General features: G+C 65.7%; 26 protein-coding genes. 16 read left to right on the top strand and 10 right to left on the bottom strand.

All coding sequences use genetic code 11. The annotated features are described in order from the left end of the window. Positions 1-86 precede the first annotated feature (86 nt). The 3 genes from trxB (at position 87) to rpmG (ending at position 1,732) form a co-directional block, all read left to right on the top strand. Positions 87-1,040, top strand: coding sequence for a thioredoxin-disulfide reductase (trxB, locus tag ACFPFG_RS25220; protein ID WP_034396780.1), 954 nt, complete (start codon positions 87-89; stop codon positions 1,038-1,040). Positions 1,041-1,307: 267 nt separating this feature from the next. Further along, positions 1,308-1,541 (top strand): 50S ribosomal protein L28, encoded by a 234-nt coding sequence (gene rpmB / locus ACFPFG_RS25215; protein ID WP_012207163.1) that lies wholly within the window; start codon positions 1,308-1,310, stop codon positions 1,539-1,541. A 20-nt stretch (positions 1,542-1,561) separates the two neighbouring features. Continuing rightward, entirely contained in the window at positions 1,562-1,732 is a 171-nt protein-coding gene (gene rpmG, locus ACFPFG_RS25210; RefSeq protein WP_012207164.1) for a 50S ribosomal protein L33, read from the top strand. Between the two features lie 75 nt (positions 1,733-1,807). Here rpmG and ACFPFG_RS25205 read toward each other — a convergent pair whose 3' ends face one another. Next, the gene (locus tag ACFPFG_RS25205) at positions 1,808-3,292 is read right to left on the bottom strand and encodes an aminotransferase-like domain-containing protein (protein WP_380108738.1); all 1,485 of its coding nucleotides are present in this window, start codon (positions 3,290-3,292) and stop codon (positions 1,808-1,810) included. Positions 3,293-3,504: 212 nt separating this feature from the next. Here ACFPFG_RS25205 and ACFPFG_RS25200 point away from each other — a divergent pair, with 212 nt between their 5' ends. Next, positions 3,505-3,873 carry a hypothetical protein gene (locus ACFPFG_RS25200; protein ID WP_380108736.1) on the top strand — a complete coding sequence of 123 codons (369 nt, stop codon included), beginning with the start codon at positions 3,505-3,507 and terminating at the stop codon, positions 3,871-3,873. Here ACFPFG_RS25200 and ACFPFG_RS25195 read toward each other — a convergent pair. Both ACFPFG_RS25195 and ACFPFG_RS25190 read right to left on the bottom strand, forming a co-directional pair. After that, entirely contained in the window at positions 3,848-5,071 is a 1,224-nt protein-coding gene (locus tag ACFPFG_RS25195; RefSeq protein WP_380108734.1) for a DesA family fatty acid desaturase, read from the bottom strand. The genes ACFPFG_RS25200 and ACFPFG_RS25195 overlap by 26 nt on opposite strands. Positions 5,072-5,186: 115 nt before the next feature. After that, positions 5,187-6,515, bottom strand: a complete 1,329-nt coding sequence (locus ACFPFG_RS25190) for an RsmB/NOP family class I SAM-dependent RNA methyltransferase (protein WP_380108732.1) — start codon at positions 6,513-6,515, stop codon at positions 5,187-5,189. A gap of 92 nt (positions 6,516-6,607) precedes the next feature. Here ACFPFG_RS25190 and ACFPFG_RS25185 point away from each other — a divergent pair, with 92 nt between their 5' ends. Beyond that, on the top strand, positions 6,608-6,880 hold the full coding sequence (locus ACFPFG_RS25185; protein ID WP_183019941.1) for a DUF1653 domain-containing protein: 273 nt from the start codon (positions 6,608-6,610) through the stop codon (positions 6,878-6,880). A gap of 7 nt (positions 6,881-6,887) precedes the next feature. On the opposite strand, the gene purN is transcribed toward ACFPFG_RS25185, so the two are convergent. After that, positions 6,888-7,466, bottom strand: a complete 579-nt coding sequence (purN, locus tag ACFPFG_RS25180) for a phosphoribosylglycinamide formyltransferase (RefSeq protein ID WP_012207170.1) — start codon at positions 7,464-7,466, stop codon at positions 6,888-6,890. Positions 7,467-7,564: 98 nt separating this feature from the next. Here purN and ACFPFG_RS25175 point away from each other — a divergent pair, with 98 nt between their 5' ends. The 3 genes from ACFPFG_RS25175 to ACFPFG_RS25165 all read left to right on the top strand — a co-directional run bounded on the left by ACFPFG_RS25175 (position 7,565) and on the right by ACFPFG_RS25165 (position 10,795). After that, positions 7,565-8,248 carry a YceH family protein gene (locus ACFPFG_RS25175; RefSeq protein WP_197955306.1) on the top strand — a complete coding sequence of 228 codons (684 nt, stop codon included), beginning with the start codon at positions 7,565-7,567 and terminating at the stop codon, positions 8,246-8,248. A gap of 114 nt (positions 8,249-8,362) precedes the next feature. Beyond that, on the top strand, positions 8,363-9,544 hold the full coding sequence (locus ACFPFG_RS25170; protein WP_096913863.1) for an acyl-CoA dehydrogenase family protein: 1,182 nt from the start codon (positions 8,363-8,365) through the stop codon (positions 9,542-9,544). 135 nt (positions 9,545-9,679) lie between these two features. After that, on the top strand, positions 9,680-10,795 hold the full coding sequence (locus ACFPFG_RS25165; RefSeq protein WP_183019943.1) for an acyl-CoA dehydrogenase family protein: 1,116 nt from the start codon (positions 9,680-9,682) through the stop codon (positions 10,793-10,795). Between the two features lie 109 nt (positions 10,796-10,904). Here the strand turns inward: ACFPFG_RS25165 and uraD are convergent, their stop codons facing one another. Next, complete coding sequence (gene uraD / locus ACFPFG_RS25160; RefSeq protein WP_183019944.1) at positions 10,905-11,453, bottom strand: 2-oxo-4-hydroxy-4-carboxy-5-ureidoimidazoline decarboxylase; 549 nt, start codon at positions 11,451-11,453, stop codon at positions 10,905-10,907. 79 nt (positions 11,454-11,532) lie between these two features. Next, a complete protein-coding gene (locus ACFPFG_RS25155; protein ID WP_197955303.1) occupies positions 11,533-12,465 on the bottom strand; it encodes a LysR family transcriptional regulator in 933 nt (310 codons plus the stop codon). 130 nt (positions 12,466-12,595) lie between these two features. Here ACFPFG_RS25155 and ACFPFG_RS25150 point away from each other — a divergent pair, with 130 nt between their 5' ends. From ACFPFG_RS25150 to ACFPFG_RS25135, 4 genes are read left to right on the top strand one after another with little or no spacing between them, the layout of a single operon-like run. After that, positions 12,596-13,936, top strand: coding sequence for an MFS transporter (locus ACFPFG_RS25150; RefSeq protein ID WP_183019946.1), 1,341 nt, complete (start codon positions 12,596-12,598; stop codon positions 13,934-13,936). 11 nt (positions 13,937-13,947) lie between these two features. Further along, the gene (locus tag ACFPFG_RS25145; protein WP_232245728.1) at positions 13,948-14,499 is read left to right on the top strand and encodes a hydroxyisourate hydrolase; all 552 of its coding nucleotides are present in this window, start codon (positions 13,948-13,950) and stop codon (positions 14,497-14,499) included. A 51-nt stretch (positions 14,500-14,550) separates the two neighbouring features. Further along, positions 14,551-14,886: a hydroxyisourate hydrolase gene (uraH, locus tag ACFPFG_RS25140; protein ID WP_183019947.1), complete on the top strand. Its 336-nt coding sequence runs from the start codon at positions 14,551-14,553 to the stop codon at positions 14,884-14,886. Between the two features lie 24 nt (positions 14,887-14,910). Then, positions 14,911-15,417 carry a nucleoside deaminase gene (locus tag ACFPFG_RS25135; protein WP_183019948.1) on the top strand — a complete coding sequence of 169 codons (507 nt, stop codon included), beginning with the start codon at positions 14,911-14,913 and terminating at the stop codon, positions 15,415-15,417. Between the two features lie 12 nt (positions 15,418-15,429). On the opposite strand, the gene ACFPFG_RS25130 is transcribed toward ACFPFG_RS25135, so the two are convergent. From ACFPFG_RS25130 to ACFPFG_RS25120, 3 genes are all read right to left on the bottom strand, one after another. Beyond that, positions 15,430-16,377: a bestrophin family protein gene (locus ACFPFG_RS25130; RefSeq protein WP_183019949.1), complete on the bottom strand. Its 948-nt coding sequence runs from the start codon at positions 16,375-16,377 to the stop codon at positions 15,430-15,432. Between the two features lie 123 nt (positions 16,378-16,500). After that, the gene (locus ACFPFG_RS25125; protein WP_380108727.1) at positions 16,501-18,132 is read right to left on the bottom strand and encodes an IPTL-CTERM sorting domain-containing protein; all 1,632 of its coding nucleotides are present in this window, start codon (positions 18,130-18,132) and stop codon (positions 16,501-16,503) included. A 290-nt stretch (positions 18,133-18,422) separates the two neighbouring features. Then, positions 18,423-19,124 carry a response regulator transcription factor gene (locus ACFPFG_RS25120; RefSeq protein ID WP_183019951.1) on the bottom strand — a complete coding sequence of 234 codons (702 nt, stop codon included), beginning with the start codon at positions 19,122-19,124 and terminating at the stop codon, positions 18,423-18,425. Positions 19,125-19,292: 168 nt separating this feature from the next. Between ACFPFG_RS25120 and ACFPFG_RS25115 the strand changes: the two genes are divergently transcribed. The 3 genes from ACFPFG_RS25115 to ACFPFG_RS25105 all read left to right on the top strand — a co-directional run bounded on the left by ACFPFG_RS25115 (position 19,293) and on the right by ACFPFG_RS25105 (position 24,786). Further along, the gene (locus tag ACFPFG_RS25115) at positions 19,293-21,299 is read left to right on the top strand and encodes a sensor histidine kinase (RefSeq protein ID WP_183019952.1); all 2,007 of its coding nucleotides are present in this window, start codon (positions 19,293-19,295) and stop codon (positions 21,297-21,299) included. Continuing rightward, positions 21,287-23,356, top strand: a complete 2,070-nt coding sequence (locus tag ACFPFG_RS25110) for a sensor histidine kinase (protein ID WP_183019953.1) — start codon at positions 21,287-21,289, stop codon at positions 23,354-23,356. The genes ACFPFG_RS25115 and ACFPFG_RS25110 overlap by 13 nt, the downstream gene beginning before the upstream one ends. A 113-nt stretch (positions 23,357-23,469) precedes the next feature. After that, positions 23,470-24,786: a methyltransferase domain-containing protein gene (locus tag ACFPFG_RS25105; RefSeq protein ID WP_197955300.1), complete on the top strand. Its 1,317-nt coding sequence runs from the start codon at positions 23,470-23,472 to the stop codon at positions 24,784-24,786. 21 nt (positions 24,787-24,807) lie between these two features. Here the strand turns inward: ACFPFG_RS25105 and ACFPFG_RS25100 are convergent, their stop codons facing one another. Further along, complete coding sequence (locus ACFPFG_RS25100) at positions 24,808-25,416, bottom strand: HNH endonuclease (RefSeq protein ID WP_197955298.1); 609 nt, start codon at positions 25,414-25,416, stop codon at positions 24,808-24,810. 160 nt (positions 25,417-25,576) lie between these two features. On the opposite strand from ACFPFG_RS25100, the gene ACFPFG_RS25095 reads away from it, so the two are divergent. Further along, positions 25,577-26,626: a bifunctional riboflavin kinase/FAD synthetase gene (locus ACFPFG_RS25095; RefSeq protein ID WP_380108723.1), complete on the top strand. Its 1,050-nt coding sequence runs from the start codon at positions 25,577-25,579 to the stop codon at positions 26,624-26,626. The last annotated feature ends 5 nt before the right edge of the window (positions 26,627-26,631 follow it).

The raw sequence follows: 26,631 nt of genomic DNA, 5'->3' as shown, positions 1-26,631 counted from the left end.
CGGAGCGATACTCCACTGCTCTGCCCGATGTATCTTTTTTTCTGCACGCCGACTGCCGGCGTGCGCCTTTTTCAAGAACTGCATCCATGTCTTCTACGCAACACGCCAAAGTCCTGATCCTCGGCTCCGGCCCTGCCGGCTACACGGCCGCCATCTATGCCGCGCGCGCCAACCTCAACCCGCTGCTGGTGACCGGCATGGCCCAGGGCGGCCAGCTGATGACGACGACCGAGGTGGACAACTGGCCTGCAGACGTGAACGGCGTGCAGGGCCCCGAGCTGATGCAGCGCTTCCTGGAGCACGCAGAGCGCTTCAAGACCCAGGTGGTGTTCGACCACATCCACAGCGTCGATTTCTCCAAGCGCCCCTTCACGCTGACCGGCGACTCCGGCACCTATACCTGCGACAGCCTGATCATCGCCACCGGCGCCTCGGCCAAGTACCTGGGCCTGCCCTCCGAAGAGGCCTTCATGGGCCGCGGCGTCTCCGGCTGCGCCACCTGCGACGGTTTCTTCTACCGCGAGCAGCCCGTGTGCGTGGTCGGCGGCGGCAACACGGCCGTCGAGGAAGCCCTGTACCTGTCCAACATCGCCAGCAAGGTCACCCTGGTGCACCGCCGCGACAAGTTCAAGGCCGAGCCCATCCTCGTGGACAAGCTCATGGACAAGGTCCGGGCCGGCAAGATCGAACTCAAGACCCACTTCGTGCTCGAAGAGGTGCTGGGCGACCAGTCCGGCGTGACCGGCATCCGCATCAAGAGCACCCAGGACGGCCATGCCGAGGACATCCAGCTGCAGGGCTGCTTCATCGCCATCGGCCATGCGCCCAATACCGAGATCTTCAAGGGCCACCTGGAGATGGACGAGACCGGCTACATCATCACCCAGGGCGGCCTCAAGGGCTTTGCCACGCAGACCAGCGTGCCCGGCGTGTTCGCGGCCGGCGACGTGCAGGACCATGTCTACCGCCAGGCCATCACCAGCGCCGGCACGGGCTGCATGGCCGCGCTGGACGCCCAGCGCTTCCTCGAACAGGAATAAGCAGGAAGCCACCCCGCCCGCCCTGCTCTCCCGCAGGGCGGCAAAAGCCCCTGGCTCCAGCCGTGTTTGGCTGGCCCAGGGGCTTTTCTCATGGAGACGCTATAATCCGTGGCTTTGCTGAATTTGAAGCGTGCCTTGCTTGCATGGCCAGGACACTTTCAGCATGGGGTTACCGCCACCCTTTATGGCGAGGTGAGGTTGCCGGCAGGCCATGCAGCAAATGCAGGGCATCAGCGTCGGCGGCTGTACAACTATCGGAGTGTCCTCATGGCACGCGTATGTGAAGTAACGGGCAAGAAGCCCATGGTGGGAAACAATGTTTCCCACGCCAACAACAAGACCAAGCGTCGTTTCCTGCCCAACCTGCAATACCGCCGTTTCTGGGTTGAGAGCGAAAACCGTTGGGTGCGCCTGCGCGTTTCCAGCGCTGCTCTGCGCCTGATCGACAAGAACGGTATCGACTCCGTGCTCGCAGACCTGCGTGCCCGTGGCCAAGCCTAAATCCCTCAAGGAGAAACACCATGGCTGCTAAAGGCGGACGCGAAAAGATCAAGCTGGAATCCACTGCAGGAACCGGCCACTTCTACACCACGACCAAGAACAAGAAGACAATGCCCGAGAAGATGGCGATCATGAAGTTTGATCCCAAGGCTCGCAAGCACGTCACGTACAAGGAAATCAAGCTGAAGTAATTCAGCCTGTTCCCGGTACCGACAAGAACCGCCCGGCGCAAGCCCGGCGGTTTTTTTGCGTCCGTTTTATGCCAGTCACCCGCTACGCACCGGCTGGCCCAGCTGCGCACAGGCCATGGCACCCAGCTCGCGGCAGGCCTGCTCGACCACGGCATCCACCGGCAGGGTGCAGCCCAGGCGCATGCAGTGCTCGTAGCGCCCCGAGTTCGAGAACATGCTGCCCGGCGCCGTGCGGATGCCGCGCGCCAGCGCCTCGGTGAAAAGGCCGGAAGTGGAGACACCGGCCGGAAACTCCAGCCACAGGCTGAGCCCGCCGGGCGGCAGGCTCAGCCGCGTGCCCAGCGGGAAAAACCGCGCCACCAGCTGCGCCATGCCTTCACGCTGGCGCCGCAACTGCTGCTTGAGGCGCTGCAGATTGCGCAGATGCGCGGGCGAGCCCACGCAGGCGGCCGCCAGCAACTGGGCCAGGGTCTGGGTGCCCCGGCTGCGCGCGAACTTGAGCATCTGCACCCGGCCATGCCACTGGCCGGCGTTCATCCAGCCCTGGCGCAGGCCCGGCGCCATGCTCTTGTTGAAGGCCTCGCAATAGATCACCTGGCCCGGCAGGCGATCCCAGGCCTTGATGGGGCGCACGGGCTGGCTGCTTTCCACGAACAGGCCGTAGGAGTCGTCCTCGATCAGCGCCACGCCGTGGGCGGTACACAGCTCGACCAGCCTGGCCTTGTGTTCATCGGGAATGCGCGTACCCAGCGGCATCTGCAGCTCGGGCACGACCACCACGGCCTTCAGGCGCGGCTGGGTCTGCAGGGCCAGCTCCAGCGCCTCGATGGACAGGCCGGTGCGCGGGCTGCAGGGAATCTCCAGCGCCTGCATCTGCAAGGACTCCACCACCTGCAGCAGGCCGTAGTAGGTCGGCGACTCCACGGCCACCACGTCGCCGGGCGAGGCCACGGCGGCCAGCGCCAGGCTCACGGCCTCGGAATTGCCCGTGGTCGCCAGCACATCGGCCGGTGCCACATGGATGCCCGCCGCCAGCGCGCGCCGCGCCATGGCGCGCTGGAAATCAGGGTGGCTGCCCATCATGGAGCGCCCCAGCACCAACAGGTCGGGCTGCTCGCGCAGCAGCCGGGCGGCGGCCTGGTTCAGGTAGCCGCGATCGAACAGTTCGGGCGGCGGCGTGGCACCGCCCAGGTCCACGCGCACGTCGGCCTGGCGACCGCGCTCCAGCATCAGGGAAATGTGTTCATTGATACCTGCAAAGTGCGGCTGCGGCAGCGGTTGCACCGGCTGGCTCAGGTCCGGCTCGCTGGCAGGTGCCAGACCTGCAGGCCGGGCATCGCGCACGAAGTAGCCCACGCGCGGGCGGGCTTCAAGCTGGCCCAGGTCTTCCAGATGCCGCAGCGTCTGCAGCGCCGTGGACAGGCTGACCTCATGGCGGCGCATCAGCTCGCGCACGGAAGGCATGCGCTCGCCCGCCTTGAGCGTACCCAGTTCCATGGCCAGGCTGTAGTCGGCGGCCAAGCGGCGGTACAGGGTCGGAGAGGCGCTGGCAAGGGTCATGGAACAGATGGAGAACGAATCGGGGACGAGAGGACTTGCCCGCGATCTTGCCGCAAGGCGCTGTTACGCAACAGATACAGATCCATCGACCACAAAGCAGAACAGATCCACCGCCATCTGCACTGCTGCGATGCAACAAGCCGCGGGCTGTGCCTGTGCCGATGAGGGCCGCGTGCCTACGCTTGAGGGCCTGGAATCACAGGACACAGACCATGCACAACGCCGATACCCGCTCCTTCGAACTGCGCCATCTTGCTCCCGGCAGCGATCTGCACCTGCATGTGCAGGAGGGCAGTGAACTGTTCTGCCGCCACGGCCCGCTGGAAATCACCGCCCCGCAACAGGCCTGGGCGGATGGGGTGCCCGCGCCGGCCCTCAGGCTGCAGCCGGGCCAGGGCTGGCGTGCGGGCGCCGATCTGCAGATACGGGTCAGCTCCTTGTCCCAGGCCATGGCAAGCCTGGAACTGCGGCCGAGCCCCACAGCAAAAAGCCGCATCGCCTCCGAAGAGGGGATGCGGCCCCGGGCATGGTCGGCGGCCGGCTGGCTTCGCGGCCTCAGGCGTGGGCAGCGCGCAGCTTGACGGAAAACTCCTTGAGCGCGGCAATGCCGCTGGCCTCGGCGCGATGGCACCAGGCCTGCAGATGGGCCGTCAGTTGCTCGCGCGACAGCGAGGTGTTCAGCCACAGCTGGCGCAGCTCCTCGCGCATGACCAGCATCTGGTCGAGCACGGGGTGGGCGGCGCGCGCCTGGGCCAGCTGCCCCTGCGCCTGGGCGGGCACCTTGTCGGCATCGCGGTGCAGCCAGCGGCGCGCCGTCTTGAGCAGGGACAGGTCGGCCTGCCGGGCCTTGCGCTGCTTGAGCGCATCGAGTTCGATCTGCACGGCGGCGCGCACGCCGCGCGCATAGCGGGCCATGACCTCGTAGCGGTTGGCGATCACGGCCTCCAGCGTCTTTTCGTCGGCCACGGGCTTGACGGCGCCCATGACCAGCCGCGGCGCCGTCTTCTTGACCTTGGCCCAGCCCAGCCTCTGCATGGCGCTGATGTAGACCCAGCCCACGTCGAACTCATAGCGCTTGACCGAGAACTTCGCCGAGGTCGGGTAGGTATGGTGGTTGTTGTGCAGTTCCTCGCCGCCAATGATCAGGCCCCAGGGCACGAGGTTGGTGCTGGCATCCTGGGCCTCGAAGTTGCGGTAGCCCCAGAAATGGCCCAGGCCGTTGACCACGCCGGCAGCCCAGAACGGAATCCAGGCCATCTGCACGGCCCAGATCGTCAGCCCGATGGCACCGAACAGCAGTACGTTGATGATCAGCATCAGCGAAGGGCCCCAGATCGAATGCCGGCTGTAGAGATGGCGCTCGATCCAGTCGTCGGGCGTGCCGTGGCCGAACTTCCTGAGTGTCTCGGCGTTCTTCGCCTCTTCGCGGTACAGCTCCGCACCCTGGCGCATCACGGTGTCCAGGCCACGTGTCTGCGGGCTGTGGGGGTCTTCCTCGGTTTCGCACCTGGCGTGGTGCTTGCGGTGGATGGCCACCCACTGCCTGGTGACCATGCCCGTGCCCAGCCACAGCCAGAAACGGAAGAAGTGCGAAGGAATCGGCCCCAGGTCCAGCGAGCGGTGGGCCTGGCAGCGGTGCAGGAAGATGGTGACGCCCGCAATGGTGATGTGGGTGGTGACCAGGGCGTACAGCAGCAGCTGCCACCACGACAGCTGCCACAGGCCATGGGCCATCCAATCCACGGCGAGGTTCCAAACCGATCCGAAATCCAGCGACATAACCGAAGCCTTTGGCAAGGCGGCGCCCAGTGGCGCCGATGCCTCAATTTTAGGCGATGCGCCTACAAAGGCATTCGGCAATCTCCTGCGATTTACAGCTTATTGCGTCTGCAAGTTACGGCTTCCGGGTCCAAACGGCGGCAAAAAAGCCATCCGTCTCATGGCGCTGCGGCCACAGGCGCAGGTACTGCGTGCCGGTCTCTCCGCCGCTGCACAGCGCATCGCCCTGCTCCACCTTGAGCTGGGCCAGCAGTTCGCCGGCATCCATGGCCACGAAGTCAGGGTGCTCCGCCGCAAAGGCCTCGGCGATGGCTTCGTTTTCCTGGGGCAGGACCGAACAGGTGGCATAGACCAGGCGCCCACCCGGCTTGACCAGGCGCGCCGCACTGGCCAGGATGGCCGCCTGCTTTTGCGTGAGCTCCTCGATGGCCTTGGCCGACTGGCGCCACTTGAGGTCGGGATTGCGGCGCAGCGTGCCCAGGCCCGAGCAGGGCGCATCGACCAGCACGCGGTCGATCTTCCCGGCCAGGCGCTTGACGCGGTCGTCGCGCTCATGGGCGATGGCCGCAGGGTGCACATTCGACAGGCCCGAGCGCGCCAGGCGCGGCTTCAGGGCTTCGAGCCGGTGGCCGGACACATCGAAGGCGTACAGGCGCCCCGTGCTGCGCATGGACGCGCCAATGGCCAGGGTCTTGCCGCCTGCGCCGGCGCAGAAATCGACCACCATTTCGCCGCGCTTGGCGTCCAGCATCAGCGCCAGCAGCTGGGAGCCTTCATCCTGCACCTCGATGGCGCCGCGCGTGAAGGCGTCCAGCCGGGCCAGCGCGGGCTTGCCCTGCACGCGCAGGCCCCAGGGCGAGTACGGCGTGGCTTCGGCGACGATGCCGGCATCGGCCAGTTCCTTTTGCACATCGGCACGCTTGGCATTGAGCGCATTGACGCGCAGATCCAGCGGCGCGGCCTGCTCCATGCTCCGGGCAAAGGCCCAGAAATCCTCGCCCAGCTGCTGCTTGAGCGGCGCGACCAGCCACTCGGGAAGGTTGTGGCGGTGCGGCTCCATCAGCTCATCGGGGCGCACGGCATCGCAGGCGTCCAGCCATTGCAGTTCCTGGGGGGACAGCGCCGCGCGCGCAAAGCCGAGCGCCTCCTTGACGCCCTGCTCGGACTTGCCGGCCACGCGGGCCAGGGCTTCCTGGCTATGGGCAAAGCCCAGGATGGCCAGCCTGCGCTCGCGCGAGCCGCTGCCAGAACGCGCCAGGCTCTCAAAAAGCAGCTTCTTGCGCAGCACGGTGTAGGCGGTTTCGGCCAGCGCGGCACGCTCGCGCGGGCCCAGGTTGCGGTTTTCACGGAAAAAGCGTGACACCACGGCGTCGGCCGGGTGTTCGAAAGTCAGGGTGCGCTTGACCAGTTCGGCGCAGGCGTCGAGAAGCTGTTTGGGATGCATGGGCGCAATTGTCCCACCGCCTTGCAAATCCGAGAGGGCCACAGGTCGGAACCCGGAGCAACGCCGGGCCGGCACAGCTACCATGGCGCCCCATGACCGATGACGACCTGCCCCCTCTGATCACCACGCCCCCCGGCCTGTACCGCCACTACAAGGGCGCACCCTACGAAGTGCTTGCCACCGTGCGCCACAGCGAGACGCGCGAGTCCATGACGCTGTACCGCGCGCTCTATGGCGAGCGCGGCCTGTGGGTGCGTCCGGCCGCCATGTTCAATGAAACCGTGGTCATCGACGGCGTGGAGCAGCCCCGCTTTGCACGCTGCCCCGAAGTGGAGCAGCAGGCCTTTCAGAGCGAAGGCCTTTGAGCAGGCCCTAGCCCCGCATCAGCTGCGCCACGGCGCGCGGGTAGATGAGGTGCTCCTGCACCAGCACGCGCGCGGCCAGCGCCTGGGCTGTGTCGCCGGGCAGCACGGGCACCACGGCCTGCTCCAGGATGGGGCCCACATCCAGCTCGGCCGTCACGCGGTGCACGGTACAGCCGGCAAAGCGGCAGCCTGCATCGATGGCGCGCTGGTGCGTGTGCAGGCCCGTGAAGGCGGGCAGCAGCGAGGGATGGATGTTGATCATGCGTCCCTCGTAATGCGCCACGAAGCCCGGCGTGAGGATGCGCATGAAGCCGGCCAGCACGATCAGCGAAGGCGCGTGGCGGTCGATCACCTGGGCCAGCTCGGCGTCAAACGCCTCGCGGCTGGGAAACGGGCGGTGGTCCAGCACCTCGGTGGCAATGCCTTGCTCGCGCGCGAAAACAAGGCCCGAAGCCTCGGCCTTGTTGCTGACCACGGCGGCCACGCGGGCGCCGTAACGCCGCGCCCAGTCCTGTTGCTGCGAAGCACGCACAATGGCAGCCATGTTCGAGCCGCCGCCCGAGATCAGGATCACGATATTTTTCATGGGCGGCGATTGTCGCACCGCAGGCCGCGCGGCCTGCGCCAGCCCCGGCAAGGCCCATGGCCCTGCCGGGCCTTGTCACTTCTTCCGCCCAGACCCCCATGCCATTCGATCCCCGTTCCACCCCCCTGACCGCTGTCGAAGCCCGCGTGCTGGCCACCCTGATGGAGAAGGCGCGCACCGTGCCCGACAGCTACCCGCTCACACTCAACGCGCTGGTCACGGGCTGCAACCAGAAAAGCAGCCGTGATCCGGTGATGGAAGTCAGCGAAGGCGAGGCCCAGGAAGCGCTGGACAGCCTGCGCCTGCGCACCATGTCCGTACAGATCAGCAGCGCGCGCGCCACGCGCTGGGAGCACAACTTCCCGCGCGGCGTGGGCGTGCCCGACCAGAGTGCCGTGCTGCTGTCCCTGCTGATGCTGCGCGGCCCGCAGACGGCTGGCGAGCTGCGCATCAACTCCGAGCGCTGGCACCGCTTTGCCGACATCTCCTCGGTCGAAGCCTTCCTGGAAGAGCTGCGCGAACGCAGCGAGGAAAAAGGCGGCCCGCTGGTCGTGCTGCTGCCACGCGCGCCTGGCGCACGCGAGCAGCGCTGGGCCCATCTGCTGTGCGGCCCCGTGGACGTGAACGCGATCGCATCGGCACCTGCGGCAGCAGGCGCACGCGGCGATGCCCTGGCCCAGCGCGTGGTCGATCTCGAAGCCCAGGTACAGCAATTGCAGGCACGTCTTGCGCATGTCTATGCGCAGTTGGGGCTGGAGGAGGAGCCCGGCCAATCGAGCTGATCGCCTGCGCTCAGGCAGCCCCGGCATCAGGGATTGCCATAGGTTGTCACGCCCTGGACAGTCCAAAAAAGAACGTGCGTGCTACAAAAGCCGGGATTGAAGGAGACACAGTCCATGGACCTGGCATTTACCCCTGAAGAACAGTCCTTTCGCGAGGAAGTCCGCGCCTGGGTGCGGGCCAACCTGCCCCAGGACATTGCGCACAAGGTGCGCCATTCGCTGCGCCTGACGCGCGACGACCTGCAGAACTGGGCCAAGATTCTTGGCAAAAAGGGCTGGCTGGGCTACGGCTGGCCCAAGCAGTTCGGCGGCCCCGGCTGGAGCGCCGTGCAAAAGCATCTGTTCGAGGAGGAATGCGCCCTGGCCTGCGCCCCGCGCATCATTCCCTTCGGCCCCGTGATGGTGGCGCCCGTGATCATGGCCTACGGCTCGCCCGAGCAGCAGCAGCGCTTTCTGCCGGGCATTGCCAGCGGCGAAGTCTGGTGGAGCCAGGGCTACTCGGAGCCCGGCTCGGGCTCGGATCTGGCCAGCCTCAAGACCCGCGCCGAGCGCGTGGGCGACAAGTACATCGTCAATGGCCAGAAGACCTGGACCACGCTGGGTCAGTACGGCGAGTGGATCTTCTGCCTGGTGCGCACCAGCAACGAGGGCAAGCCCCAGACCGGCATCAGCTTCCTGCTGGTGGACATGAAGAGCCCCGGCGTGACCGTGCGTCCCATCAAGCTGCTCGACGGCGAGTGCGAGGTCAACGAGGTCTTCTTCGACAACGTCGAGGTGCCGGCCGAGAATCTGATCGGCGAGGAAAACAAGGGCTGGACCTACGCCAAGCACCTGTTGAGCCATGAGCGCACCAACATCGCCGACGTGAACCGTGCCAAGCGCGAGCTGGAGCGCCTCAAGCGCATCGCCAAGGCCGAGGGCGTCTACGAGGACCAGCGTTTCCGCGACGAGATCGCCAAGCTCGAAGTCGATGTGGTCGCGCTGGAAATGCTGGTGCTGCGCGTGCTGTCGGCCGAGAAATCGGGCAAGAACCCGCTGGACATCGCCGGCCTGCTCAAGATCAAGGGCAGCGAGATCCAGCAGCGCTACTCCGAGTTGATGATGCAGGCCGCCGGCCCCTTCAGCCTGCCCTTCATCGAAGAGGCCATGGAAGCCGGCTGGCAGGGCGACTTCCCCGGCGGCGTGGTGGACAACGCACCGCTGGCATCGACGTACTTCAACATGCGCAAGACGACGATCTACGGCGGCTCCAACGAGGTGCAACGGAACATCGTCGCGCAGACGGTTCTCGGCTGAGGCCGAAAACCGTCTGCGCTGTGCGCATCAGTACGACTCCCCCGTACCCCCTCCGCGAGGGGGTTCCAGCATGAGCTTCGCTGAATGCGAGGGGCGCCAGGGCGCCGTCCCCATTCGGCATCAGGAGTGAGACAAATGGACTTTGATTTTTCGGATGACCAGCAGCAACTGCGCGACGCCGTGCGCCGCTGGGTGGACAAGGGCTATACCTTCGAGCGCCGCCGCTCCATCGTCGAGGCGGGCGGTTTTTCGCGCGAGGTCTGGGGCGAGCTGGCCGAACTGGGCCTGACGGCCCTGACCGTGCCCGAGGAGCACGGCGGCCTGGGCCTGGGCGCCACCGACGTGATGGTGGTGATGGAGGAATTGGGCCGTGGCCTGGTGATGGAGCCGCTGGCGCAGGCCTTCGTGGCAGCCGGCGTGCTCGGCAAGCATGCCGACGCCACCGTGGCCGGCCAGTGGCTGCCGCGCGTGGCCAGCGGCGAGGCCCTGGTCGTGCTGGCACACCAGGAGCGCCAGGCCCGCTACCGCCTCGATGTCTGTGCAGCCAAGGCCAGCAAAAGCGGCAGCGGCTACACGGTGGATGCCACCAAGAGCGTGGTTCCCGCAGGCGATGCGGCCGACGCCTTCCTGGTGCCGGCCCAGCTGGACGGCAAGATCGCCCTCTTCCTGGTGGAGCGCGGCGCCAGCGGCGTCAGCACCCAGGGCTACCGTACCCAGGACGGCAGCCGCGCGGCCGAACTGCGCTGCCAGGCAGCCCCGGCCACGCTGGTGGCGGCCGATGGCCTGGCCGCCCTCACGCTGGCCCAGGACGCCGCCAACGCCGCGCTGTGCGCCGAAGGCGTGGGCGCCATGGAGCAGACGCTGAAGCTCACCACCGAGTACATGAACCAGCGCAAGCAGTTCAACACGGTGATCGCCAGCTTCCAGGCCCTGCGCCACCGCGTGGCCGACATGAAGATGCAGCTGGAGCTGGCCCGCTCCATGAGCTACTACGCCAGCCTCAAGATGAACACGCCCGAGGCCGAACGCCACGTGGCCATTGCGCGCGCCAAGGTCCAGCTGGGCCAATCGCTGCGTTTTGTCGGCCAGCAGTCGGTCCAGCTGCACGGCGGCATCGGCGTGACCGACGAGTACGCGGGCAGCCACTACTTCAAGCGCCTGACGCAGATGGAGATGACGGGCGGTGACACCCTGCATCACCTGGGCATCGTCTCCGCGAAGATGCAGGACACGGCAGGCGTGTTTGCCTGAGGTCTGACCTCACCGCAGCGCAGCGCACCAGGCCCCGCAGAAAACTGCGGGGCTTTTTCATCGCCGGGCAGCGGACCTTGCGCAGCAAGGGGAGCGTGGGAGCCATTTTTCATTCCACCAAGGCCGTGTCCGCACCAACGCGCTGCGCCAGCCTCAGGCCGCTGATGAAGCCGATCTGGCGCAGCGCCTCGGCGAATTCCTGCTCCGTCTCGCGCTCGGTACGCGATGCCAGTTCGGCAAACAGGCCGGCGCGCGTGTAGTGCCGCACGCAGGCGATGAACGGAAAGCCGTGGCGACTGCGGTAGCTGCGGTTCAGCCGCGCCAGCAGCTCGGCCTGCTCGCTGGGCAGCTCGCCCAGGCCCGCGCTCTGTTGCTCCTGCAGGGAGTCGCTGGTCAGCGTGCCCGAATGCACCGCGCCCGCAGACAGCTCGGGATGGCCGCAGAGAAATTGCACCACCTGATCGAGCGGACGGGAGCGCACGGCCATCAGCATGCTGCGGTGCAGGGCCTCGACGCTGGCAAAGGGCCGCTGGCGCTGTGCCGTTTCAGCGACCCAGGGCGCGTACTCGAAGACCTCGGCCAGCGCGGCGACAAAGGCCTGGGGCGCCATGGCGTTGAGTTCGGAAAGAGAGGGGCTGGAGGGGGTGGTCGTGGTCATGGCGCCAGTGTAGAAAGCGCCTCGCGCGCCACACAGTGGCGCGCTGTTATAGCCCGTATAGCAGGTTGTGCGGACTGGGTCAGGCGGGCAGCACCAGCGCCTGGGCAGCCGTGCCCAGCAGGCCGCGCAGCCAGGCATGGGATGCGCTGCGGTGCTGCGATGAATGCCACAGCTGGCAAAAGCGCATGCTGCCCGCCGCCATGGGCAGGGGCGCGATGGACAGCGGCAGACGCCTCGCATGCCAGGCCGCGAAGTGACGGCTGGTGGTCAGCAGCAGATCGGTGCCCACCAGCATGTCGGGCGCCAGGCCGAAGTAGGAGCACTGCACGCGCCGGTCGCGGCTCACTCGCATGGTGCCCAGGCTGGACTCGACAACGCCGCGCTGGTCGCGCGAATACGGGGTGAACACCACGTGGGCGGCCTGCAGATAGCGCTCCACGGTCAGCTGGCCCGGCGCCGCCAGCGGATGGCCTGCGTCCATGAGGCAGACCACCTCGTCCTCCAGCAGGGTGGACATGTGCAGGTGTTCGGGCGGGCTGGGCCAGTTGCCGATGACGATGTCCACTTCCCCGTTTTGCAGCGCCTGCTCGTAGTCGAACTGCGGGCCCAGCGGCAGCACGACCAGGCGGGCACCGGGTGCCTGCTCGCGCAACAACTGCACGGCGCGTGTGAAGAACGGCGGCGCCAGGTAGTCGGGCGTGGCAAGGGTGAAGCTCAGCTGGGTGGTCTCGGGCGCGAACTCGCGGCCCGATTCCAGCAGGCCGTCGATCAGGCCCAGCGCGGACCGCGCCTGCTCCGCGGCCTGCAGGGCCCGGGCCGTGGGCACCATGTGGTTCTTGTCGCGCACCAGCAGCGGGTCGCCGAAGACCACGCGCAGCCGCCGCAGCGCCGCGCTGATGGCTGGCTGGGACTGGTTCAGCCGTATGGCCGTGCGCGACACGCTTTGCTCGCTGATCAGGGTGCACAGCACGCGCAGCAGATAGGTGTCGAAGGGGTCGTCACTGCGCGACAAGCGGGCACCTCACAGGGATATGCAATCTGATATGCGGCCTATAGCAGCGGCCTAGTTTCGCACAAGGCCGCGACTGGCGACCATGCAGGCGTCCACACCCATACAACGATTCGGAGACAAGGACCCTGCCATGAGTGCACCCACCGTGCCGCTGAGCGGCACCGCCACCGCCGTCGATCAGGTCGACGCCACCTATTCGAAGATCTCCTGGCGCCTGCTGCCCTTTCTGGGCGTGCTGTGGGTGCTGGCCTGGCTGGACCGCGTGAACATCGGCTTCGCCAAGCTGCAGATGCTCGACGACCTGCGCTTCAGCGAAGCCGTCTACGGGCTGGGCGCCGGCATCTTCTTCCTTGGCTACTTCCTTTTCGAGGTGCCCTCCAACATGCTGCTGCAAAGGATTGGCGCCAAGAAGACGGTGATGCGCATCACCATCGGCTGGGGCCTGATCTGCATGCTGCAGGCATGGGTCAGCACGCCGGCGCAGTTCTACATCCTGCGTTTCCTGCTGGGTGCGTTCGAGGCGGGCTTCTACCCCGGCGTCATCCTCTACCTGACCTACTGGTATCCGTCCAAGCGCCGGGCCAAGGCCTTCGGCACCTTCATGTCGGCATCGGCCATCGCCGGCGTGCTGGGCGGCCCGCTGGCCGGCGCCATCATGACCGGCACGGCCGGCCTGCACGGCATGCATGGCTGGCAGTGGCTGTTCATCATCGAAGGCATTCCCTCGGTGCTGGCCGGCGTGGTGGCCTATTTCTACATGACCGACCGGCCAGAGCAGGCCCGCTGGCTCAGCGATGCCGAGCGCGCCATCGTGCGCGAGCAGCTGGAGATCGACCACCGCGCCCAGGGCGAGCGGGACAGCGACTGGCGCACGCTGTTCGGCAACCCCAAGGTCTGGCTGCTGATCGCCGTGTTCTTCTGCCTGCTGTGTGCCAATTCGACGCTGACCTTCTGGATTCCCACCGTGATCCGCGAGGCGGGCTTTCAGTCGCCCATGCAGGTCGGCTGGATTGCCGGTGCGGCCTATCTGCTGGGCGCCGCCGGCATGGTCTTCAACGGCCGCCATTCGGACCACAGCGGCGAGGTGCGCTGGCACTTTGCCGGCTCGGCGCTGCTCGGCGCCGCCGGCATGCTGGCCCTGGCGGTGACCATGGGCAGGGACAGCATTCCCGTGCTGCTGGCTCTCACGGCCATGGTGCTGGCCCTGGTGGGCACCATGAGCGCCATCCCCGTGTTCTGGCAAATGCCCAACATGCTGCTGAGCGGCGGCGCAGCCGCCGTGGGCGTGGCGCTGATCAACTCGGTGGCCAATCTGGCGGGCTTTGGCGCGCCCTATCTGATGGGACTGATCAAGACCGCCACGGGCAAGGTGGCACCAGGCCTGTACCTGGTGGCCGTCATCGAAGTGCTGGCAGCCGTGCTGGCCATCGTCTTCATCGCACGCATGCAGCAGCGCAGCAACCGCCTTTGAGGAGACATGACATGAGCAAGAACATGAACATGAACATGGACAGCCATTCGTCCGCCCCGAGGGCACCGGAACGCCGCCGGTTTGCGCTGGGCAGCCTGGCCGTGGGCGCATCGGCCCTGACGGGTGTCTGTGGCTCCAGCGAGGCACAGCCTGCTGCCGCCCTGCCCGCGCCGGCCCAGGCCTCTGGCCCCATCGTCCTGCACGGCGCCAGCCCACGGCTGACCATGCATGCCATAGACACCTTCCACGGCATGGCGGCCACGGGCCTGCGCATCGACTTCTCGCGCTTCGACGGCCAGGACTTCGTTCTGCTGCGCAGCTTCACGGTCAATGCCAATGGCCGCGCGGACGAGCCGCTGCTGGTGGACGACAGCTACCGCGCAGGCCGCTACGAGATGCTGCTGCACGTGGACGACTACTTTGCGCGCAAGGGCGCGCAGCTGCCGCGCCCGGCCTTTCTGTCCAAGGTGCCGGTGCGCTTTCAGATCGTGAACACGGCCGAGCGCATCCATCTGCCCATCCAGTTCGGCCCGTGGAGCTACACGTACTCGCGCGGCAGCTGACTGGCCCGCACGCAAATACCGCAATCCGACGAAAGCGACGAAAGGCAAGCCATGGCAGGCATCAGCACCCATGTACTCAATCTCACCACTGGCCGGCCCGTGGCCGGCATGCAGGTGGAGCTCTATGACATTGCGCAGACGCCGGCGCAGCGCATCACCAGCGCGCGAACCAATGCCGACGGCCGCACCGACGCGCCCATGCTGCCCGCTCAGCAGGCCCGCACCGGGCAGTTCGAGCTGCGCTTCCAGGTGGGCGAGCACTTCAAGGCCGCCGACGGTCTGACGGACGAGGTGCTGGTGCGCTTTTCCATCTTCGATGCAGCCCAGCACTACCACGTGCCCATGCTGTGTTCGCCGTGGTTCTTCACGACCTACCGCGGCAGCTGATTCATTGACAAGGAGAACGACCCTATGAACGACCGCAACCAGGCCCCGGCCTCCCACGACGAGCATGACCGATACCTGCTCGAGTCCATACGGCTGGCCATGGGCAATGTGCACCGCGAACATCCGACCTGGCCCTTTGGCGCCGTGCTGGTGAAAGACGGCAAGGTGCTGGCCCGCTCCGTGAACGAGGTGGAGGCGCTGTGCGACCCCAGCGCCCATGCCGAAATGCAGGCCCTGCGCGCAGGAGCCAAGGCGCAGGGCAGCACCGACCTCGGCGGCGCCGTCATGTATGCCAGCGGCTATCCCTGCACCATGTGCTACACGGCCATGCTGCTGGCCGGCGTGAAGCAGGTCTATGTGGCCTATTCCAACGAGGATGGCGAGCCCTACGACCTGTCGGCCGCACGCGGCTATGAGGAGCTGGCCAGACCGCAGGCGCAGCGCGAACTGCAACTGGTGCAGCGCCGCGTGCGCGATCAGGGCGAAGACCTCTATGAAGCCTGGCGGCAGGCCACGACGGCCCGCGCCTGAGCAGCCTCCACCTCAGGTCAGCCGATAGTCCACCGGCCTGAGCGGCGCGGGCAGATCCGTCTCGCCCAGCGTGCGGCCCAGGCTGATCTCGATGGAGCGGCAGATGGTGTCCAGCGGCAGGTCATTGCTCTCCAGGCCGAAGGGCTCTTCGAGTTCGTCGCCCAGCGCGTCCAGTCCGTAGAAGGTATAGGCCACGATGGCCACGACAAAGGGCGTCATGAACCCGGTCGTGTCCACCAGGCCGAACGGCAGCAGAAAGCAGTACATATAGGCCGTGCGGTGCAGCAGCAGCGCATACGAGAACGGCATGGGCGTGTTGCGTATGCGCTCGCACGAGGCGGCGGCGGCCGTCATGCGCGTGAAGGTCTTGTCCATGGAGGCCGCCAGGCAGGGGTCCATCTCGCCACGGCGCACGCACTGCGCCAGATCACGGCCCATGGACATCATCAGCGCGTCGCAGCGCTGCTCCAACGGAATGGCCTGGAGCTGGCGCCATTCCTCGTCCACCAGCCAGCGGCCGGCCGCCGCATCGCCAGGCAGGCCACGCAGTTGCGCCCGCAGCAGGTGAGCGAAGGCAATCGCCCGGTGCACCATGCGCACGCGCACATCGCTGTCGCGCCGGCGCGGGTCGGGAAGGGTCTCGATGGAGATGAGGCTCTGGCATTGGCGCGCCAGCGTGCGCGCGCAGATCACCATCTCGCCCCAGAGCTTGCGGCCTTCCCAGTAGCGGTCATAGGCGGTGTTGTTGCGAAAGCCCAGAAAGATGGCCAGCGGCAGGCCGATCAGCGTGAAAGGGATGGGCGTCACCGTGATCTTGACGTCGAACAGGTTGCCATGCACCAGGGTGATGATGGCGGCGAACACGATGTTCACGAGCAGCGTGACCTGGATACGCTGGAGCACCGAGCCCCGCAGAATCAGAAACAGCCTGAGGCCGGCGGGGCGATCACGGACGATCATGGGGATATCGCTAGGTACAAACCCGTATTCGATCACACATTGAGCAAGTCAATTGGCTGCAGCCACGCCCAGATGAAAAAAAAGGCGCCCCGAAGGGCGCCCTGTGTCACGACCGACTGCCGGTCACAGCGGGTTGGCGCGGCGGCGGCGCGCCATGCCCCAGCCCAGGATGCCCATCAGGCCGGACATCAGGATCAGGCCCCATTCGGAGAGCGTGGGGATGGAGGCTGGGCCCGCAGGGGACGCAATCACCACAGGAGACGCCGCCGCCTGGTTGTTGGCAGGAGTCACGTCGTTGTCCGCGCCCGTGGTGACCTGTACGTTGGAAGTGCCTGGAGCCGTCGGCGTGCCGGAGACCGGGCAGATCACCGTCTGGCCTGCAGCGACGGCATCGCCCTGGGCCCAGTCCACACCATTCACCTTGCACTGCCCCACGGCAACCCCCGGCGGCAGGCCGGTCACGCTGCAGATCGCATTGTTCGCAGTGACGGCGCCCTGGTTGGTGCAGGAGAACGAAGCCGTCGGCGGATAGGGCACGCCCACCGTGCCCTTGGGCGGCAGTCCGCTCGGGTCCGTGGTCATGTCGCTGGAGGCCGTGGCGTCCAGCAGGTTGGTCTGCACCATGGCTCCGAGCAGAGTGGCAACACCGTCGCCGCCAATGACATAGTTGCCGTTGTTGATCTGGTCCGTGGGCGTTCCGGCCGGCACCTTCACAGTCATCGTGAAACTGAGTGTCTCGCCCTTCTTCAGCAACGGGACGGAGCAAGACGCTGGCGCCGTGGGCCCTGAGACAGGTCCCACGCAATATCCCTTCGTATCCTGCAAAGAAACAAAGGTAGTCGAGTTGCCAGCGCTGTCCTGAGGCATGGAAGGCGTTACCACGACGTTGCTCACGTCGGCATCGCTGCTGTTCGTGTAGGTGTAGGTGTAGGTAATCTCAGTGGCGTCATTCCTGGGGGCACTCACCGGCCCCGATGCCGTGATCCACAGGCCCTTGGGCAAGGCCGTGGTGAAGTTGTCGACATATAGGTGGCCGGAATGACCGCCCGGGCTGCAGCCAGCGGCAATGGCTTCGAGCCGCACCTTGTCTCCTATGCGCAGCACCTCGTTGCCCGGTGCGACGTCATAGGCCTGCGGCTCCGTGAACATCAGGGTCTCGCCGCCCTTATCGGTGAAGGTCTTCCAGGCCACACCCGCCTGCCCGCCATAGTGGTACTTGAAAAACAACTCTTTGGGCGTACCCAATGTCGTGTTCGACTGCACATCGTAGGTCTTCACCAACGAGATCGCGAAGTACGGGCGCTCATTGGGAGCGTGGTTGGAGTCATGCAGCACAGGCGCTGCGATGAAGCGGATGTGGATCTTTCCGTCCTTGTCCACGTCGTCGGCCGTCAGAGTGACTTCCTGCTGGATGGAACTCACCGACTGGATCTGCTTGCTGAAACCGACGGGTGGATTGACACTGCGAGGAATCTTGCTGTCCGTCAGATTGATACGCGCAGAGTTCATGGCTCGGATTGGCAGCATCAGCTCAGGCATGCCGGGGGGGGTCGATTGCCACAGCAGGTCGTGCACGGTCGCCTCCGGAGCGTCCGGAACCACCTGGTTGAGGGGGTCCATGCTCGCAGTCGCTGGCTGGCGCTGCAGGTCCGCGAGCTTCTGGGGGTTAGTTGTGGCTGTCGCCGTCGTTCCATCGTTCGTCCAGATACCCTGGGTCCAGCCGGTGAAATCCTTGGCTTCGAAGTCGCCGTTCACGAACCCCGCATGTGCACACAGGCTGGACAACAGAGCACAGCCCACAGCCCATCTGCCGGTCCTCCTCCACGCCCCGCCATGAGGCGCGGGCTGCAAGGCATTCAATTGCTTCATGGAATCCCCTTCTTCTAGTCGAGTGGTGCCAATGCACCGTTGCACAAATCAAGAACAACTTGCGTTCTCCGGTGGGGCATGCGAAGGCGCGGTTTCCCAAAAAAAGGACGAACGAATCCCTCACGTGCCAACGGCCGTGTTCAAAAACGCTGGGAAGACGGAAAAGTGGCGGGCGCTTAAGGCACGAACACCAGCCCTCGGCCGAACACTGCCCTCACCGGCAGGGCCAGCCCAGAGATATCCAGGGTCTTGCGGCGCAGCCGCGTCAGCTGCGATTCGATGCGGTGGAAGCCGTCATCCACATCGGCGTAGCCCATGGTCTCGATCAAGGTCTGCTTGGCCACCATGGTTCCGGGGGTGGCCATCAGGCAGCCGAGCAATTCCAGCTCGCGACTGGTCAGGGCGATGATCTGGTGGTTGGGTGCGACCATGCAGGCCGACAGGGGGTCAAGGCGCCAGGTCAGGAAGGGCGCCGGCGCCCGGGCTGGCTGGCCGGTGTTGCGGCGCAGCTGTGAGCGGATGCCGGCCACCAGCTCGTTCATGTCGGTGGGCTTGACGAAATACTGCAGGGCGCCGGCATTGAGGCCGGCGATGCGGCTGTCCAGGTCCCCGCGCGCCGTGAGCACCACGACGGGAATTTCCTGCTCGGCCAGGCGCTTGACCAGGCTCAGGCCGTCCTCGCCGGGCAAGCCCAGGTCGACAACGACCAGATCAGCCTTCTCACGCAGTAGCTTTATGTAGAAGTCTTCTGCAGAATCCGTGCCCCAGGCATGCAGGCCAGACTTTGTCAAAAAACGACACACATTGATACGAATATCCTCGTCATCCTCTACGACGGCGACAGTGAACTCGATCGATGGCTCTAGTGTCTGCTGCATGATGTTTGCCTATTGGTGCGCGGATTTTCATTGGGGCGAACGTCCGCCGCCATGCACGAACACTCTCGAATGCTCACAGTTCCGAGAAACACACAAAAATTTACGTTTATTGCATGGATCACGGTCTCACTCGGGCTGCTTGCATTTTTCGTGCTGAGCCCGGCGTCCATGCCCCCCCCTGACAAGGGACTGCGTCTTGGCAAGGACCTGCCCATGCAAGTGCTTGCCGATGCGGGCCGCAGCATGACCATTGAACAGGTCGCGGCCCTGCCCGATGATGCCTTCGAAACCCGGCGCACGCCTCTGAACGAGGGCTATACCCGCCAGGCTTACTGGGTGAGGATCGCCACGCCCGCCCTTGCGCCCGCAAGCGGGCTGGCCGACAACGATGCGCTGTGGCTGGAGATCACGCCCACCTATCTGGACAGGGTCACGCTCTACCAGCAGGCGCACGGCCTGTGGCAGGCGAGGGAAAGCGGTGACACCGTGCCCATGGCTCAGCGCATCCATGTGCGCCAGCTGGTGTTTCCACTGCGCTCTGGCCAGCCCTTTGTGCTGCGCATCGAGACCAGCAGCGCCATGCAGCTGTACGCCACGGTCTGGCGCAGCACGGGGCTGATGGCCTGGTTGTCCAGCGTGGAATGGGCCTCGGGCGTGCACCAGGGTGTGAACCTGGTGCTGACCCTGCTGATCGCGGGCGCGGCCCTGGCCCTGCGCATGCGCAGCCTGATGGCCATGACCTTGCTGGCCTTCGTGGTGCTGACCCACAACGCCAATGTGCGCGGCTATGCCCAGCTGTGGCTGCCCGAGCCCTGGGCGCCGCATGCCGATCTATGGGTCAGCGTGGGCGTCTTCCTGCTGCCCGCCGCCTTTGCCTGGCAGGCACGCGAGACCTTGACGCGCGGCACGGCATGGCGCCGCATAGATCGCATGCTGGTGCTGCTGACCGTGGCGCCGCTGCTGGCCGTGCTCAGCATACCGACGGGGCACTACACGCAATGGGCCTGGCTGGGTGTCAGCGTGCCCTGGATGGCCAGTCTGCTGAGTGCGCTGGTAGCCTGGCAGAACCTGTTCCGCCAGGGGCCCAGCATCGTCAACCTGCTGGTGCTGATTCCCTACACGCTGCACACGGTCATGGGCATCCACGTGGCTGCGGCCTATACGGGACTGGTGTCTTCCGACATCGAGGCAGGCATGTACTGGCAGCTGGAATCGCTGCTGCTGTACATCCTCATCATCATTGCCGTGGGCGCCAGCCTGGTCGAGAAATTCCAGAACTCCATGGACAGGCAGGCGCAGCTGGTGGAGTCGCTGGCCCGGTCGGAACATGCGCTGGAAGGACGGGTGCGCACACGCACGGCGGAGTTGCTGCATGCGCAAAACGCGCTGCAGGCCGCACTGCATGGCGAGCGCACCCTGCGGCTGGAGCAGCGTCAGTTCTTCAACATGGTCAACCATGAATTCCGCACGCCGCTGGCCGTGGTGGACAGCGCCGCCACCGAGCAACTGACCTTTCCGTCCACCGACATCGATTCCCAGCTGGAACGCGCAGCCCAGATCCGCCGCGCCTGCAGGCGCCTCACGGCCCTGGTGGACAACTGTCTGGTCAGCGACCGCCTGGACGCGGCTGCGTTCCGGCTGCAGCTCGACCGGGTCCCCGTGATGGACTTGATCGACGATGCCGTGCAGCTCGTGCATTGGTCGCGCCGTCACCATCTGAAGCTGGAGACTGCCGGTGTCCCCGCTTCCTGGAAGTGCGATCCCACGCTGGTGCGCATTGCCCTGTCCAACCTGGTGGACAACGCCGTGAAATACGCCCAGGCCGGAGAGATCGCCGTGCGCGCCCGCATGGACGAGCAAGCTCGCCTGGAACTCACTGTCAGCGACGAAGGCCCGGGCCTTGCACCCGAACTGGCGCAGCGCATCTTCGAGCTGCACGAGCGTGGAGAACGCGCGGACCAGACCCGAGGCTTCGGCCTGGGGCTGTGGGTGGCACGGCGCGTGGCCCGGATGCATGGCGGCGATGTGCAGGTCACGCCAGCCCCGGGCGGCGGCACCTGCTTCACGCTGACGCTGCCCAGCCACATTCCCGGAGACAGCGGCCTTGCCACGGAGGCCACGCCCTGCGTTTCGCCCCCCTCGCCGACCTTGCCCCCCTCGCCATGCGTATCCTGAATCTGCTGCGCGTACTGAACCGGCTGGCGCTGCCGGGCTGGCTGGTGTTTTCGCTGCTCCTGGTGGTCTGCTTCATCCTCAGCCCGGCCTGGCAATCCCTGCCCGCCAAGCGCCTGCAGTTGGGCACGGACCTGCCCATGCTGGCGCTTGTCGATGCACAGGGCAGCCTCACCATCGATCAGGTGGCCGCCCTGCCGGACACGGACTTCACCCTGCTCGATACACCGCTGAACAAGGGCTATACGCGCGATGTGTATTGGCTCAAGGTGCAGGTGCCTTACATCGCAGCTGGCAAGGCAGACCCCGAGCACGATCCGCTGTGGCTGGAAATCCTGCCCAGTTATCTGGACCGCGTTGTGCTCTACCAGCACGTGGACGGCGCATGGCGCATGCGCAGCAGCGGCGATATGGCCAGCGACGAACCGCGCGTGCATGTTCGGCAGCTGGTGTTTCCGCTGTACTCGGGCCAGCCCTTCATCCTGCGCGTGCAAACCTCCAGCCCCATGCAGCTGGACGCCACGATCTGGCGCAGCAGCGGCCTGTTGACGCAGTTCTCTGCCGTGGAATGGGCCTCGGGCATCCATCAGGGCATCAACCTCATGCTGGCCCTGCTGATCATCGGCGCGGCCCTGGCCCTGCGCCTGCGCAATCTGGCCGCCATGGCCGTGGCCGCCATCGCCGTGCTGATCCACGGAGCCAGCGACCGGGGCTACCTGCAGATCTGGCTGCCTGAGCATCTCGCCTCCTGGGGCCATCTGTGCGTCAGCCTGGGCACCTTGATGCTGCCCGCCGCGCTGGCCTGGCAGATGCGCGAACTGCTGACCCGCGACACGCGCTGGCGGCGCATGGACCGGGCCTTGCTCGTCCTGGGAATCATCCCGCTGCTGTGCCTTCCCAGCATTCCGCTGGGCCGCTATCAGGATTGGGCCTGGATAGGGGTGGGCGCGCCCTGGGCCATCAGCGCCCTGTTTGCCGTGGTGGCCTGGAGCAACCTGCTGCGCGAGCGTGCCAGTCTGGTCCATGTGCTGATGGTGGTTCCCAGCACCATGTACGGGCTGATGGGCCTGTATGTGACGGCGGCCTATGTCGGCCTGGCCAGCCTGCCCACCATAGAGACCAGCGTGTTCTGGCAGCTCAACACCTTGCTGGTCAACATCGTGATCACCGTGGCTGTCGGCGCCAGTCTGATCCAGAAATTCCGCGACTCCATGGCACGCCAGGCACAGCTGCTCGAGTCCCTTGCCAAGTCCGAGCATGCGCTGGAGGAGCGTGTACGCCTGCGCACGGCCGAGCTGTTGCGCGCACAGAACGCGCTGCAGGCAGCGCTGCACAGCGAACGCAGGCTGCGGCTGGAGCAGCGCCAGTTCTTCAATATGGTCAACCATGAATTCCGCACGCCGCTGGCCGTGGTGGACAGCGCGGCCACCGAGCAGTTGTCCTTTCCCTCGTCCGACATCGACTCCCAGCTGGAGCGCGCCGCCCAGATCCGGCGTGCCTGCAGGCGCCTGACGACCCTGGTGGACAACTGCCTGATCAGCGACCGCCTGGATGCCCCGGCCTTCCGGCTGCAGCTACACAAGGCTCCCGTCTTGGAGCTGGTGGACGACGCCGTGCAGCTCGTTCACTGGTCGCGCCGCCACCATCTGCGCCTGGACAGCGCCCACGCGCCCGCCACCTGGGAGTGCGACTCCACACTCATCCGCATCGCCCTGTCCAACCTCGTGGACAACGCCGTGAAATACGCCAAGGCCGGAGAGATCGCCGTACGCGTACGCACCGACGAACACGACCAGCTCGAACTCACCGTCAGCGACCACGGCCCTGGCCTTGCGCCCGAGCTGGCACAGCGCATCTTCGAGCGTTTCGAACGCGGCCACCGCTCCGACCAGGCCCGCGGCTTCGGCCTGGGCCTGTGGGTCGCCCGGCGCATTGCACGCTTGCACGGCGGCGACATACAGGCAGCGCCATCAGCGCAGGGCGGCACCAGCTTCACGCTCACGCTGCCGCCGCGCCTCCTGCCTTCACCACAGGCCAAGACCTTGCCGGCATCGACTTGAAACATGGCTGGGCGAAGAATCCACGATAATGAAAAGTTCGCCACTGGCGTGGCCTGCCGGCACATGCCGCAATCACCGCCCGCCTCTCCTTGGCCATAAACACACACCTGTCCATGAGCGCTACCTCCATCCCCGCCGACATCAACCGCAAGCACCTGGAAATGGCTCGCCAGCAGATCGCGAAAGGCGACCTGCAAAAAGCCGCCCAGACTCTGAACAAGGCTCATCGCCAAGTGCCTGGTGACGCTCGCGTCTTCATGCTGGGCGGACTGATGGCTGAAAAGGCAGGGAACATCGGCAAGGCAGGCGAAGCTTTCGAGCGCTGCCTCGAACTTGCCCCCATGTGGGGACCTGGCATTCTTGAGACAGCACTGTTTCGTGCGCGGCATAACGAATTCGAATCGGCCGTGGAACTTGCGGAAAAAGTGGCCCGGATTGAACCCCACAACTCACAAGTGCTGGCAGGGGTCGTTGACATCTCGCATCGCGCAGGCCATCTGGAAATGGCTGTCAGGCACCTGCGCCGCGGCCTTGAGTTGCATAAGGGCGATCCCATGCTGCGTCAATACCTTGCCAGTGACCTGGACAGCCTTGGGCAAAAATCCGAAGCACAGCAGCTCTGGGACGAACTGGTAACCGAATTCCCGGAACAGCCCGCTTATCGCCTTGGCCGCGTCAAATCACATATTTCCGGCGGCACGGCCACTTCGGCATTGGCAGACATACTTCTTTTGCAAGAACAGTTCCCCGAGGATGAGTCGCTCGCTCACTATGCGTCTCTGGCCAAGGGAGAAACTCCTTCGCATCAACCCGTGGCAATACACATGACCATGTTCGACAACATGGCGAAACAATTCGACAAGCACCTCGTGCTTGAACTCGGCTATCAATTGCCCAAGCTCGTCGCCCAGCAACTGATTGAACGTCACCCCAACAAGGATTTCAACCTGCTCGACCTGGGCTGCGGCACAGGACTGTTGGGGGCGTGCCTCAAGCCAATGCAAGGTTTCCTGATCGGCGTGGACAGTTCGCTCAAGATGATTGAGGAAGCCGCCAAGCATGGGGTCTACGATCGGTTCCACAATGTAGACCTGCTGGGTGCGCTGCAGAACACGCCAGCCAATGAATACGATGTATTGACTCTTCTGGATGTGCTGATCTATGTCGGCGATGCTCAGATGGTCATCCCTAATGCCGCACGCATTCTCAAGACGGGTGGCGAGTTCATCTTCTCCTGCGAGACAGCCCCGGAAGAAGGCCCCGACCTGGTCCTCCAATCCAGCCAGCGCTATGCCCACAAGCGCAGCCATATCGAAACACTGTGCAAGCAAGCCGGCTTCAGCGTCTCGACGGAGGAGTTGGTGCTGCGCCAGGAAGGTGGCGAGCCGGTTCAGGGCTTTGTCGTGACGGCAACCAAGACCGCTGCCTGACGCGCTGCCTGACGGGCTTCATCAAGCCCACGCCACCTCGTGCGTGGGCGCACCACCGCCCTCGGCGAAGCCATCCCGCGCCCAGCGCGAACTCCGGGGCACGTGCAGCAGCAGAAACTCCATCTGATCGGCCAGGATCCGCCGGTTGCGCAGGATGAAGTCCTCCCAGAGGCTGGGTATATAGGGCGTATAGAGCAGCGGCATGCGCGCCTGCTCGGGCGTGCGGGCACCCTTGCGGTGGTTGCAGGAGCGGCAGGCCGTCACCAGGTTCATCCACTGGTGGCCTCCCCCTGCGGAGATGGGCACGATGTGCTCGCGCGTGAGGTCGTTTTCGTGGAACAAGCGGCCGCAATAGGCGCAGATGCAGCGGTCGCGTGCAAACAGCTTGCCATTGGTCAAGCCGGGCTGCAGGCTGTGCGGATTGATGGAAGGCGCACCGCGCGTGCCGATGATGCTGTTGATGTGGATGACCGACTGGCAGCCCGTGACGGCATTGTGGCCACCGCGGAAACAGGCGACCTCTCCGCCGGACTCCCAGCGCACATCGTCCGCCGCGTAATGCAGCGCCGCCTGCTCCAGAGTGATCCAGGATTGGGGCAGCCCTTGGGCCGACAGCTTCAAGACCTTCACGACACGCCTCCTCTGACACCAAGGTGAACGGGAATGCAGCCACCAGTGCACAGGGCCTGCAAGGCAGGCCTTATCGAGGCAATATACTCTGTTTCCATGTCGGATTGACAGCCTGCGCTGGCTGCGCGCGTGCCAGCCGCTATTGAAAACAAAGCGTCCCATGAAGATTTTTCGAGGCTTCAACCATCCAGGGCGGGAATCGGCCTGCGCCGTGACCATCGGCAATTTCGATGGTGTCCACCGCGGCCACCAGGCCATGCTGGCTCTGCTGTCCGCCGAGGCGGCGCAGCGAGGCGTGCCCACCTGCGTGCTGACCTTCGAGCCCCATCCGCGCGACTACTTCGCCCAGACCCTGGGACGGCCTGAAATCGCTCCGGCGCGCATAGGTACGTTGCGCGACAAGCTGTCGGAGCTGGAACGCTGCGGCGTGGACCAGACCGTGGTGCTGCCCTTCAACCAGACGCTGGCCAGCCAGTCCCCGCAGGCCTTCATCGACGAAGTGCTGGTGGCGGGCCTTGGCGCGAAATACGTGCTGGTTGGCGACGACTTCCGCTTCGGTGCCCAGCGTGCAGGCGACTACGCCATGCTGGATGCTGCAGGCCAGCGCCAGGGCTTTGACGTGGCCCGCATGAACAGCTACGAGGTGCACGGCCTGCGCGTGTCCAGCACCCATGTGCGCGCAGCCCTGGCCGAGGGGCGCATGCAGGACGCCGCGCGGCTGCTGGGCCATCCCTACACCATCTCCGGCCATGTGGTGCACGGCCGCAAGCTGGGCCGCAGCCTGGCCGAAAGCCGCCAGGGCGCGGGCGACGGCTTTCGCACGCTGAACCTGCGCTTCAACCACTGGAAGCCTGCGGCCAGCGGCATCTTCGCCGTGCTGGTCCATGGCCTGAATGAACGACCGCTGCGCGGCGTGGCCAACCTCGGCGTGCGCCCTTCCCTGGACCCGACGGATGTCAACGGCGGGCGCGTCCTGCTGGAGACGCATTGCCTCGATTGGCCCGGCGCGCCGGGAGGCGAAGAGGCCTACGGTAAAATCATCCGCGTGGAACTTCTGCACAAACTGCACGACGAGTTGAAGTACAACAGTCTCGACGCCCTCACCGCCGGCATCGCCAAGGACTGCGATGACGCGCGCGCGTTCTTCGCGACCATCCACACCCCCATCTACACCGAGACCCGTCGCCAGACCACGCGCGACCGAATTTGACGCTC

Source organism: Delftia deserti (assembly GCF_042653485.1).
Taxonomy (GTDB): domain Bacteria; phylum Pseudomonadota; class Gammaproteobacteria; order Burkholderiales; family Burkholderiaceae_C; genus Comamonas; species Comamonas acidovorans.
This window is presented reverse-complemented; position numbering and strand designations above follow the sequence as displayed.